This is a genomic window from Campylobacter sp. CH278 (assembly GCF_004378845.1).
Taxonomy (GTDB): domain Bacteria; phylum Campylobacterota; class Campylobacteria; order Campylobacterales; family Campylobacteraceae; genus Campylobacter_D; species Campylobacter_D jejuni.
In genome coordinates, this window is sequence record NZ_RYXZ01000001.1 from 1 (window position 1) to 11,241 (window position 11,241).

Annotated in this window: 12 protein-coding genes; 6 read left to right on the plus strand and 6 right to left on the minus strand. The window is 29.8% G+C overall.

The annotated features are described in order from the left end of the window. Positions 1–73: 73 nt before the first annotated feature. The gene (gene pseI, locus ELQ04_RS00010) at positions 74–1,105 is read right to left on the minus strand and encodes a pseudaminic acid synthase (protein WP_002938994.1); all 1,032 of its coding nucleotides are present in this window, start codon (positions 1,103–1,105) and stop codon (positions 74–76) included. Between the two features lie 255 nt (positions 1,106–1,360). Between pseI and pseA the strand changes: the two genes are divergently transcribed. Genes pseA through hisF form a run of 3 tightly spaced genes read left to right on the plus strand, consistent with a single transcriptional unit; the run spans position 1,361 to position 3,846 of the window. Further along, positions 1,361–2,497, plus strand: a complete 1,137-nt coding sequence (gene pseA / locus ELQ04_RS00015) for a pseudaminic acid biosynthesis protein PseA (protein WP_002938770.1) — start codon at positions 1,361–1,363, stop codon at positions 2,495–2,497. Beyond that, complete coding sequence (hisH, locus tag ELQ04_RS00020) at positions 2,494–3,099, plus strand: imidazole glycerol phosphate synthase subunit HisH (protein ID WP_079396629.1); 606 nt, start codon at positions 2,494–2,496, stop codon at positions 3,097–3,099. Before pseA ends, hisH begins: the two co-directional genes overlap by 4 nt. Further along, a complete protein-coding gene (gene hisF, locus ELQ04_RS00025; protein ID WP_002938776.1) occupies positions 3,100–3,846 on the plus strand; it encodes an imidazole glycerol phosphate synthase subunit HisF in 747 nt (248 codons plus the stop codon). It abuts the gene before it with no gap. Here hisF and pseH read toward each other — a convergent pair. The 3 genes from pseH to pseF are packed head-to-tail and all read right to left on the minus strand — an operon-like array spanning position 3,811 to position 5,787. After that, on the minus strand, positions 3,811–4,284 hold the full coding sequence (gene pseH / locus ELQ04_RS00030) for a UDP-4-amino-4,6-dideoxy-N-acetyl-beta-L-altrosamine N-acetyltransferase (RefSeq protein WP_002938777.1): 474 nt from the start codon (positions 4,282–4,284) through the stop codon (positions 3,811–3,813). The two genes, hisF and pseH, sit on opposite strands and share 36 nt — an antisense overlap. Then, entirely contained in the window at positions 4,281–5,105 is an 825-nt protein-coding gene (gene pseG / locus ELQ04_RS00035; protein WP_002938778.1) for a UDP-2,4-diacetamido-2,4,6-trideoxy-beta-L-altropyranose hydrolase, read from the minus strand. The genes pseH and pseG overlap by 4 nt, the downstream gene beginning before the upstream one ends. Continuing rightward, positions 5,089–5,787 (minus strand): pseudaminic acid cytidylyltransferase, encoded by a 699-nt coding sequence (gene pseF / locus ELQ04_RS00040; RefSeq protein WP_002938779.1) that lies wholly within the window; start codon positions 5,785–5,787, stop codon positions 5,089–5,091. Before pseF ends, pseG begins: the two co-directional genes overlap by 17 nt. A 91-nt stretch (positions 5,788–5,878) precedes the next feature. On the opposite strand from pseF, the gene ELQ04_RS00045 reads away from it, so the two are divergent. Further along, the gene (locus ELQ04_RS00045) at positions 5,879–7,093 is read left to right on the plus strand and encodes a DUF2920 family protein (RefSeq protein ID WP_044778058.1); all 1,215 of its coding nucleotides are present in this window, start codon (positions 5,879–5,881) and stop codon (positions 7,091–7,093) included. 23 nt (positions 7,094–7,116) lie between these two features. Then, the gene (locus ELQ04_RS00050) at positions 7,117–8,187 is read left to right on the plus strand and encodes a hypothetical protein (RefSeq protein WP_002938519.1); all 1,071 of its coding nucleotides are present in this window, start codon (positions 7,117–7,119) and stop codon (positions 8,185–8,187) included. Here the strand turns inward: ELQ04_RS00050 and ELQ04_RS00055 are convergent. Beyond that, the gene (locus ELQ04_RS00055; RefSeq protein ID WP_002938517.1) at positions 8,184–8,411 is read right to left on the minus strand and encodes a hypothetical protein; all 228 of its coding nucleotides are present in this window, start codon (positions 8,409–8,411) and stop codon (positions 8,184–8,186) included. The genes ELQ04_RS00050 and ELQ04_RS00055 overlap by 4 nt on opposite strands. Before the next feature lie 39 nt (positions 8,412–8,450). Next, a complete protein-coding gene (locus tag ELQ04_RS00060; RefSeq protein ID WP_044778057.1) occupies positions 8,451–9,959 on the minus strand; it encodes an AMP-binding protein in 1,509 nt (502 codons plus the stop codon). 59 nt (positions 9,960–10,018) lie between these two features. Here ELQ04_RS00060 and ELQ04_RS00065 point away from each other — a divergent pair, with 59 nt between their 5' ends. Continuing rightward, complete coding sequence (locus tag ELQ04_RS00065; RefSeq protein WP_044778056.1) at positions 10,019–11,230, plus strand: DUF2920 family protein; 1,212 nt, start codon at positions 10,019–10,021, stop codon at positions 11,228–11,230. Positions 11,231–11,241 lie beyond the last annotated feature (11 nt).

An 11,241-nucleotide genomic window follows, 5' to 3' on the forward strand; every position in this document is an offset into this window, starting at 1 on the left:
CTTTCTTTTAAAAGAATATTGCTTAAAGCCTCAATGTTTTTGTTAAAAAGTTCTTTTTGAGTAGGGGTGAAGGTCATTGAAAATCTCCTTGTTTTAAAGCATCGCCAAATTCTATATCTTTATTAGCTTTTTTTCCTAAAAGTTCTTGATAAAATTTAGGATGTAGCCCGAAAGAAGGACGCACGGATTTTACATTTTCTTTGCTGAAAATTTCACCTTTTTTGATATCCTTACTTGCATATAAACTTCTTGCAAAAACACGGTTTTTAAGAGCTTTTTCATCTAAATCTAACTTACCATCACCTAAAGCACTTTCGGCCTGTCTAACTGCATCTACCATAGCTTTAAATTCATCAAAATCAAGGCTAAATTTACTGTCTTCACTTTCTATACTTTTATCTAACATAAAATGCTTTTCTATCACTCTAGCGCCTAAGCTTACTGCCATAACAGGGGCCAAAAAACCAAAGCTGTGATCGCTTAGTCCCACTTCAACATTAAATTTTTCTTTTAAACTCACTATAGCTTTTAAATTCATATCTTCTATGGCAGCAGGATAAGCCGAAGTACATTTTAAAAAGATGAGATCAGAATTTTTTTCTTCTTTAAAAATTTTACAGATTCTAAAGAGCTCTTCTTCTGTAGCAATGCCCGTTGAAACGATAGTAGGTTTTTTTTCTTTGGCGATTAAACGTATGAAATTTTCATCATTGGCTTCAAAAGAAGCGATTTTATAGGCTGTAGGATCAAAGCGTTTTAGAAATTCTAAATCTTCTTTGGCAAAAGGACTTGAAAAACAAAGTATGCCTTCATTTTGCGCAGTTTCAAAGATTTGAGAATGCCATTCATAAGGAGTTTTTGCACTTTCATAAAGCTCATAAAGTTTTCTTTTATCCCAAAGCCCTCCTTTGATGATAAAATCTTCTTTGTCGCTATTTAGCGTGAGACTATCTGGAGTGTAAGTTTGGATTTTTATCGCATCAGCACCTGCCTTTTTAGCAGCTTTTATGCTTTGAAGTGCCATTTCAAGACTTCCTGCGTGATTTGCACTAAGTTCTGCTATGATAAAAACCTTTTTATCGGTGTTAAAATTTCCTATTTGCATGTATTTCTTTCTTTGGTAAATTTCCTACTAAAAATGATATATAATTATATTATATATTTCTTCAATTTATATATTTATATTATATAAATATTATGACTTTGTTATGTTTTTGCTTGGTTTTATTCAAAAAATGCCATAGGGATTTAAATCATAGAATTTATTCATTTTTTAATTTTTATATAATATAAATATATAAAATTATAAAATAAAATTTAATTATAACGATATATATTTAAGGCTAATTAAAGGAAATTTATGAAATTTTGCAAAAAATGTGTGATGCCAGATACTAAACCTGATTTACATTTTGATGAAGATGGAGTTTGTGATGCTTGTCATTCACAAGAAGCTAAAAATCAAAATATTAATTGGCAAGAAAGAGAAAAAGAATTTTTTGAGCTTATAAAAAAATACAAAAAACATCCTGTTTATGATTGTGTTATCGGAGTAAGTGGCGGAAAAGATTCTACTTTTCAAGTAGTTAAAATGCTTGAACTCGGACTTAATCCTTTGTGTGTGTGTTTTGAGCCTAGTGTGCCTACGAAAATAGGTCGCAAAAATTTAGACAATTTAAATCATTTGGGCGTGGATTTGATCCATATCAAGCGTGATCCAAAAGTTTATCAAAAACTTGCCCGTGAAGCTTTTGTAAGAACAGGGGATAATGAGTGGCAAAACCATTTGGGAATTTTTACTTCTGTTCCACGCATAGCGGTAAATTTTGGAGTGCCTTTGATCATCTGGGGGGAGAGTCCGCAGATAGAGTATGGCGGACCTGCGAGTAGTAAAAATAAGAATATTTTAGGCAGAGAGTGGCTTGAAGAATTTGGCGGACTTTTAGGAAACCGTGCTTCTGATATGCTTGGGGTAAATGGTATCACTGAAAAAGATTTGTTTTTATATACTTATCCAAGTGATGAAGAACTTCAAAGAGTAGGGGTTACGGGGCTATTTTTAGGGTATTATTTTAAATGGGACTATAAAAAAATTCTTGAAATTTCTAAAAAATATGGTTTTTTAACTCTAGATCATCCTGTTGAGACTACTTATGAAAATTTTGAAAATTTAGATTGTTATTCTAATCATGTTCATGATTATTTAAAATACTGTAAATATGGCTTTGGTAGGGCAACAGATAATGCTTGTTTGGATATTCGTTTAGGTTATATCAGCCGTGAAGAAGGGGTGCGTTTGGTGCAAAAATATGATGGTAAGCCCCCTAAAAAGGCTATTAAAAAATACCTTGAATTCAGTGGTTTTAGTGAGGAAGAATTTCAAAAAATTGTAGATTCTTTTACTAATAAAAAAATCTTTAAACGTGATGAAAATGGCAAATTTTTAAGAGATTATGATGGTTCTTTGGTAAGAAAAGACGAGTGTGTTTTAAAATGATAGCGTTCATTGATTACAAGGCAGGAAATTTAAACTCCGTTGCTAAGGCTTTTGAAAAAATAGGAGCTACAAATTTCATAGCTAAAAATCCAAAAGATTTGCAAAAAGCAGATAAATTGCTTTTACCTGGAGTGGGATCTTTTAAAGAAGCCATGAAAAATTTAAAAGAACTTGGTTTTATAGAAGCTTTAAAAGAGCAAGTTTTGGTGCAAAAAAAACCTATTTTAGGCATTTGTTTGGGAATGCAGCTTTTTTTAGAAAGGGGCTATGAAGGTGGAACTTGCGAAGGACTTGGTTTTATAGAAGGTGAAGTAGTCAAATTTGAAGAGGATTTAAATTTAAAAATCCCACATATGGGTTGGAATGAACTTGAAATTTTAAAACAAGTTCCTTTGTATCAAGGCATAGAAGATAAGAGTGATTTTTATTTTGTGCATTCTTTTTATGTGAAATGTAAAGATGAGTTTGTAAGTGCTAAAGCACAATATGGGCATAAATTTGCTGCATCTTTACAAAAAGATCATATTTTTGCGACGCAGTTTCATCCTGAAAAAAGTCAAAATTTAGGCTTAAAACTTTTAGAAAATTTTATAAGGCTTTAAATGTTAAAAACTAGAATTATCCCTTGCGTGTTATTAAAAAATTCTCAACTTGTTAAAAGTATAGAGTTTAAAGATTTTCGCACTATAGGGCATTTAACTTCAACGATGAGAATTTATAATGCACGCAATGTTGATGAGCTTATTATCTTAGATATAGATGCTTCAAAAAGTGGAGAAATAGATTTTGAAAGTATAGAAGATCTTGCTAAAGAATGTTTTATGCCCTTAACTATAGGTGGAGGCATAAAAACTCTTGAAGATATACAAAAGATTTTAAATTTAGGTGCGGATAAAATTTCTATCAATTCTAAGGCCTTAGAAGATAAAGATTTTATAAGTAAAGCGGCAAATCGTTTTGGTTCTCAATGCATAGTTTGCTCTATAGATGTTAAAAGAAAAGGGGATCAATTTTGTGTTTATGATAGGGGAAATTTACTTGAAAAAAATCCTTTAGAACTTGCTTTAGAATACGAAAAAAAAGGAGCTGGAGAGCTTCTTTTAACTTCTGTAGATTTTGAGGGAAAAGCAAAGGGTTATGATTTAGAACTTTTAAAGATCTTTCAAAATAAACTTAAAATTCCTCTTATTATCAACGGAGGACTTAGTAATCCAAGTGATGGAGTTAAAGCTTTAAATTTGGGTGCTGATGCTTTGGCAGGAGCTTATATTTTTCATTTTTCTAAGTATACCCCTAAAGATGTAAAAGAAGAATTAGCTAAGCAAGGTTTTGCAGTTAGATTGCTTTAGGCAAACATAGTAGAAATCTTTATCTTCATCATAAATAGTAAAATGATTTTGTTGATATAATTTTAAAGCTTTGTGGTTATCTTTAAAAACATAAGCTTTAAGAGTATTTACTTTTAAGTTTTCAAAAGCGTATTTTATAATTTCATTCATTAAAATTTGTCCTACGCCTTTTAAATCAGGTTTTGCATAAAGTCCAAATTCACAAGATTTAGTTGCGATATTGACAAAATCAATTACGCCGATAATCTGTTCATCTTGAAAAACTAAAAAATATTTTTTGCTAGAATCTTGATGTAAATTTTTTAAAAATCTTAAATGTTCTTCAAAATCAATATGTTTTGTTTTCATAAATTGACTGATATCGGGGTGATTGCGCCATTTAAAAATCAGCTCTATTTCTTGAGGGTTAAGTTCTGTGAAATTTTTAAGTTTTATCAATACTTATACTCCACTTCATAGCCTTTTTGAGCTAACCAATTGGCTAGTTTTTCTTGATTTTTAGCAACACAGATGGCTTTAAAATTTGCTTTTAAAAGTAAGGCTTCATTGACTAAAGAACTTGCACTGATGATGAGTTTATTGCTTTCATTCATCAATTTTGCAATATTTTCATGATCGATAAATAATCTAATATTATTATGTAATTTTGCAAATTTTTGTAATTTTTTAAGATCGGGATTAGAAGAGCTAGTTGCAATGCTTATGATTTTTCTTTTAGGTAATTCGCTAGCGATTTGCAAGGAAAGATTTTTGATATCTGTTCCGCCCATGCAAATGAAAAAATCGTATTTTTTTTCTCTATTTTCTTTGGTTTCTTGATAAAATTCTTCTCTGATTAAAGCATAAGAAAAACCACATCTTACTTCGCATTTAAAAGGTACTAAACCTTCATAATCACTTGCTTTTGCATAAGCATTGACATTGAGTAAAATGTCACAATGATGAGGCTTTAATTCATCATCAAAGCTTAAGATTTTTACCCCTGTTTCAAGCTTGATTAGTTTTTCATCATCTACGCTGATGCCATAGTGATCGATGATAAGAAGTTCAAATTTTTCTTCTTTGATGAGATTAATAAGCTCGTAGATACTTTCACTGCTAAGCTCATAAACAGGATAAGGAATTTCATCAATCAAAGAGCCTTTTAAAGGCAAACAAGCAAAACTTACATCATCGTATTGTTTAGCTAAGACTAGATCGCGTTTAATGTGTCCAAAGCCTATTTGACTCGAGCTATCGCTTCTAAAAAGTACTTTCATGATTTGCCTTATAAAGTATTTTTGCAAATTCCAAATCTTGCATGGTGTCTATATCGCAAACTAAATTTCTTGGCAATACAAATACGCCAGAATGAGGTTTAAACATAAAACCTTCCTCAAGCCAAGCTTTACTTGTACCAAAATAAAAAGCTCCTGCATCGTGATAAGCTTTTGTTAAGTCTTGTGAGCGGCTTTTATAATGTTTTTCATCAAACATATAAACTTGATTGTTTTCATTTAGATAAAAAGCCCTTTGTATAGGATACTCAAACTCAGTGGCAGCAAATAAAAACTTGCTTTGATTTTGGATAAATTTTTCATAGGCTTGTTTTAAAATATCTTTGTTTAACAAAGGAGCGGTAGCATAAAGGCAGCAGACATGATCATAAATTTGATTTTGGCTTTGTAAAATTTCTATGGCATTTTGCACTACAGCAGTACTTGAAGCATAATCATCGCTTAAATTTTTATCACGCACAAATGGAGCTTTTGCACCGTATTTTAAGGCTACTTCTATGATTTCTTTATCATCGCTTGAAAGCACTACTTCATCAAAAATACCCGAATTTAAAGCATTTTCTATGCTATAAGCGATTAAAGGTTTGCCTAGAAAATCAATAATATTTTTTCTAGGAATTCTTTTTGATCCACCACGAGCAGGGATGATGCAAAGATTTTTCATAGTTAAGCCTTGTTTTTTGTGTTTTATTTTACTAAAATTTAAGTATAATTGTCTTTAAAATACAATAAAATAATGCAAAGAGGGTGGAATAATGCTCATAAACCAAACCTTTGAAATCGATTCTTGTGATGATGTAGAATTAGGTATTAAAAGAACTAGTAAGCTTGAATACCGCATAAGTTATGATGATGAAAAAGATATCAAAGCTATAGTTTTTATAGTGGGTGGTTTTGGAGCTAATGCAAATATTTCTTTTTTAGATTTTGATAGAGAATATATTGCTAAAAATTTTGATGTTGTAGTGGTGCATGTTTTTTATCATTGTTTTTGTGCAAGAAAAAGTATTGATCAAAAGTACAATCCAAAGCTTATTCCTAACAAAGACGATTTAGAGCGTGTAAATAGTATTTTAAGAAATATTAATTTAGGACATTTGTTGGCTAATGAAGATAATTTTGAACAAATTATTCCTTTTATAGAGCAAAGAGCTGGAGAGATTAAACAGGCAGGTTTGGTTGATGAAAGTCAAAAAATAGAACTTTTTTGCGATTTTATCCCACCCAATGGAGACTATCAAAACTATGGCATTATGGCAGCTATTGATCATATCAATGCTTTAAAAGATTTAGTTAAACGCTTTCCAAAATTTGCAGATTTACCAAAAATTTATGGGGGGGGGTCATACGGAGGATACCTATCTTTACTCATAGCAAAAATAGCTTCTTGGTATGTGGATGGTGTGATTGATAATTCAGGTGTTTGCTTACCATTCTTGGCGTGCATTTTAGGAAGAGAAATGAATCAAGGGGAATTTTATTTCGAAGGAAGTGGTCATAGACTTTATTGCTTTGTGTATAAATATTGGACTAGAAATATAAATTCTTCTTATTATTTTGGAGATGAGAATTATTTAATTAGAGCAATTTTAAATTCAAATCATCTTAAAATTCAAGCAAATATTGATAGTGATATCGTTTTTTCGAGTTATCATAGTTTGCAAGATATAGGTGCGCCAGTGCAAAACAAAATAGAGCTTTATAAGTGTTATCAAGAATTAGGCTATGATGCTACTTTGCATTTAATAAAAGATGAAAGTGATGTAGATGGTAGATTTATAAAAAGTTTAGAGCATGGGCTTAGAATGACTGATAGAGCCTTATTTAGAAAAGAACTTCCTTTAATGCTTGAAAAACTACAAGGAAAAAAATCTTTTATGCGAGAAAATTCCATCTCTTATCCTTGTGGAAATAAAATTTTTACTTTTAAAGATGTGGGAGATAAGTTTGAATTAGTCATAATAAACTAAAATAAAGACAAAGGATATATAAAATGACAGCATATTTACATATAGGAACCACCAATACAGGAAATCAAGAAAAACAAGGCTTCTTGATGCAAAACGAAGAAAAGCTTTTGCAAAAAGGTTATATTTATCCAAAAAGTCTTAGAGTGGCAAATAGACATTGGGCTTTGGTGGATATGGTTTTAGAATTGGTTCAAAAAGAAGATATTTTAAAAAAAGAGAGTGTTTTAAGTCATATTGCAAATGAAAGACTTCTTAGAACTATAGAAAATTTTAAAAGTGAAAGTGCTTTGCATAAAGATAAAAAATTTATTTTTTCAGCTGAGGGTATAGTTTGGGATTTTTCTACTAAAAAACATGTAGAAATTTTAGAAAAGATTATGAGAGAGTTAGGTTTTACTCAAATTTATATTATTGTGTATTTTAGAGATACTTTGGGTTATTTAAACTCACATTGTTCTCAAGATCATAAAAACAATATGGGGTATTATTCTGCTGATTTTGCTCCGCAAGATCATCCTAGAAAATATATTTTTGACTATGAATGGATTTGCAAAACTCATGCTGAGGTATTTGGAGAAGAAAATTTGATAGTAAGACTTCTAAGAGAGGATTATGTAGGAGGGACTTTGCTTAAAGATTTTGTTTATCATTTAGGACTTGAATGGGATGAGAGTTTTGTTTTAAAACAAACCAAAAATGAAAGTTTTAATCTTTTAGGAATGGAGCTTATGTCAAGATTAAATCAAAAAGATTTAAAGCAGGATAATCTTAATTCTTTGCTTTTTATGGCAAGAAGAAAATTTGAAGGCAGTAAAGAAAAAAGATTAAAATTTGCAGTGCAAAAAGATATTGCCAAAGCTTATGTCGATTATTTTGCTTCTTCGCTTGAATGGGTAAAAAACAAATATTTTCCGCATAAAAATTCTCTTTTTACTCCTGTGAATTGGGAAGAATACGAACAAAATTATACTTTAACTCATACACTAAGCAAAGACTGGGATGATGTGGCGAATTTTATAGCGCAAATTATTGTTTCTAAAAATGACATCATCAGTTCTTTAAAAGAGCAACTCGAACTTGCAAGGAAAGATTAGTCTTTCATTGCAAGTTCAAGCATTTTTTTGATATTTTCAAAGCTTTCAAAATTTTCAGGTGTGATAAATTCTGCTTTTAAGGGTTTTTTATAAAATTTTTCTATTTCGGCAACCAAAGCCATGATATCGATACTATCGATAAAATCTTCACTTACTAGATTTTCCACACTCTCATTGATATCTGTTCTTTCTATATTGATAAAAAATTGTTTGATTTCTTGCATTTTTGCTCCTTTGGTTTTTTGAAATTATAAAATATTTATTTAAACAAGTTCTTTTAAAACTTTCCTATCAATTTTACCATTTTGATTAAGCTTAAATTTGTCGAGTTTAATAAAATTTTTTGGGATCATATAAGAAGGTAATTTATCTTTCAAAAAAAGTTTAAAATTAATTTCTTCTTCACTTTCATAAAAACAAATAATATCTTCTTTAAAAATACAAGCACTGTTTTTAATATTCACATGAGAATTTATCACGCTTTCTATTTCTCCAAGTTCTATTCTATGTCCCATATATTTTATCTGATTATCTGCTCTTCCGTAGCATAAAAGCTCTCCAAATTCATTATAAGAAACGATATCTCCTGTTTTATAGAGTAAATCTAAATAATTATCATGCAAAGGATTTTGAATAAAAGCTTGTTTGGTTTTTTCTTTGTCATTATAATACCCTAAAGACAAAGAAGTTCCACGCACAAAAAGCTCCCCTTTAATACCTATTTGTTTAGGACTTATGAAATTCATATTTTCATCAAAAACTAAAAGTTCTGTGTTTTTACATGCTTTGCCTATGGGTAAAAGTTCTTCATCTTTAAAAGTGCGATTGATGATATAAAAAGAACACACATCAGTGATTTCTGTTGGACCATAAAGGTTGGCAAATAAGGCATTGGGTAAGTGTTTACGCCAAATATTTAGCTGTTTATTGGGCATGATTTCACCACAAAAAAGTATCTTTTTTAAGGCATTTAAACTAAAATTATTCAAAGCCTCAGTATTTGCAAAATAAATCAGCACCGAAGGTACCCAAAATATAGTGCTTACTTTTTCTTTTTCAAGACATTCTAAAATTTTATTTGGAAAGGCAAAAAGATGATTGGGTAAAAGGTGTAAAGTCGCTCCTGATTTTACACTTGAAAAAATATCTAAAATGCTATTGTCAAAATAAAATGGCGCTTGATTGGCTAAAATTTCATTCTCATCAAATTTAAAAGTCTCACACACCCAAAAAGTATAATCAATCACACTCTTATATGCTATGCTTACTCCTTTAGGAATGCCTGTGCTCCCGCTAGTAAAGAAAACATAGAGTAAATTTGTATCTATATGTTTTTCTTTGGCATTTTTTATTAAATTCTCATCTATATTAAAACTTTCAAAGTCTTGTGTATAAAGTGTAGGCAAATCTAAATTAAAATTTAAATCCTTTGAAGTGATAAAAAGTTTAGGTTTTAAAACCTCTATGACTTTTTCTACTCTTTCTTTAGGACTTTTTTCATCTAAAAGGGTATAAAAATTTCCACTTAATGCCACTCCAAAAAATGAAATTAAACAATCAATTCCCTTAGGTAAGATGATTAAAACAGGAGCTTGAGTAGGATTATCATTTCCTAAAGTTTTTAAAATTTCACTGGCTAGTTTTTTAGAAAAAAGATCAAAGTCTTTATAAGTGATTTCTTTTCTTTCTTTGGCAAAGGGTTCTACAAAAGCGATCTTTTTGCTAAATTTAATCAAATTTTTTTCTAGAAAATCGTAAATATGGGTTATCATGTTTGCCTTTTTAGTTTTTTGTATTATAATATCAATAAATTAATAAAAAAGGTCTTTATATGCTCATAAACCAAACCTTTGAAATCGATTCTTGTGATGATGTAGAACTAGGTATTAAAAGAACCAGTAAGCTTGAATACCGCATCAGTTATGATGATGAAAAAGAGATTAAAGCTATAGTTTTTATAATAGGAGGTTATGGAGCCAATGCAAATATATATTTTTTAGACTCTTATAGAAATTATATTGCTAAAAATTTTGATGTAGTGACAATAAATGTTTTTTATCATTGTTTTTGTCAAAGGCGTTCGGATGTTGAAAAGTATAGTGCTTTTACAATATTTACAAAAGATGATGTGTCAAATTTATCTCAGGTTTTATTGGAAATAGGTGTTAATATTAATGTTAATCTTGAGAACGCACAACAATGTTATGAATTACTTAATCAGAATATTACTACTTTAAAATCACAAGGAAAACTAGCACAAAATTATCAAGCGAAATTTACCTCAACTTTTGTCCCACCCAATGGAGACTATCAAAACTATGGCATTATGGCAGCTATTGATCATATCAATGCTTTAAAAGATCTAGTTAAACGTTTTCCAAAATTTGCAGATTTACCAAAAATTTATGGGGGGGGGTCTTATGGAGGATACCTATCTTTACTCATAGCAAAAATAGCTCCTTGGTATGTGGATGGTGTGATTGATAATTCGGGTTCGGCTGTTCCACCTTTGATTTATATTTTAGGAAGAGAAATGGAGGGTGGTTGTGATTATGTATTTAATGATCCAAATACTCTAATAGAATGTTTTCTAAAAACCCACTGGACACGTAAAGAAAATTCACCTTATTTTTTTAATAATGAAAATTATTTTATTAGAACATTGTTAAATAAAGATCATTTGATTTTACAAAGTCAAAAAAATAAAAATATCATTTATGTGAGTTATCATAGCAAAGAAGATCCTTTAACTCCAGCAAATTTTAAAGAACAAACCATGCAAATATTAAAAATTTTAGGATATGATGTAAGCTTAAATTTGATAGATGAAAATAAAATTGATGGAAAATTTATTAAAAATTTAGATCATGGTTGTGGTATACCTGATAAAGCCTTATTTAGAAAAGAACTTCCTTTAATGCTTGAAAAATTGCAAAAAAGAAAATGTTTAATGCAAGAAAATTCCATCTCTTATCCTTGTGGGAATAAAGTGTTTATATTTAAAGATGTGGGAGATAAATTTGAATTAGAGATAAAAGATTAAAACCTTAAAGG

What these genes read in the sequence shown, in the direction of transcription:
- ELQ04_RS00055 (WP_002938517.1), bottom strand. Translation starts at nt 8,411, where the DNA reads ATGCAAGAAATCAAACAATTTTTTATCAATATAGAAAGAACAGATATC.
- pseF (WP_002938779.1), bottom strand. Translation starts at nt 5,787, where the DNA reads ATGAAAAATCTTTGCATCATCCCTGCTCGTGGTGGATCAAAAAGAATT.
- hisH (WP_079396629.1), top strand. Translation starts at nt 2,494, where the DNA reads ATGATAGCGTTCATTGATTACAAGGCAGGAAATTTAAACTCCGTTGCT.
- ELQ04_RS00060 (WP_044778057.1), bottom strand. Translation starts at nt 9,959, where the DNA reads ATGATAACCCATATTTACGATTTTCTAGAAAAAAATTTGATTAAATTT.
- pseG (WP_002938778.1), bottom strand. Translation starts at nt 5,105, where the DNA reads ATGAAAGTACTTTTTAGAAGCGATAGCTCGAGTCAAATAGGCTTTGGA.
- ELQ04_RS00050 (WP_002938519.1), top strand. Translation starts at nt 7,117, where the DNA reads ATGACAGCATATTTACATATAGGAACCACCAATACAGGAAATCAAGAA.
- ELQ04_RS00045 (WP_044778058.1), top strand. Translation starts at nt 5,879, where the DNA reads ATGCTCATAAACCAAACCTTTGAAATCGATTCTTGTGATGATGTAGAA.
- hisF (WP_002938776.1), top strand. Translation starts at nt 3,100, where the DNA reads ATGTTAAAAACTAGAATTATCCCTTGCGTGTTATTAAAAAATTCTCAA.
- pseI (WP_002938994.1), bottom strand. Translation starts at nt 1,105, where the DNA reads ATGCAAATAGGAAATTTTAACACCGATAAAAAGGTTTTTATCATAGCA.
- pseA (WP_002938770.1), top strand. Translation starts at nt 1,361, where the DNA reads ATGAAATTTTGCAAAAAATGTGTGATGCCAGATACTAAACCTGATTTA.
- ELQ04_RS00065 (WP_044778056.1), top strand. Translation starts at nt 10,019, where the DNA reads ATGCTCATAAACCAAACCTTTGAAATCGATTCTTGTGATGATGTAGAA.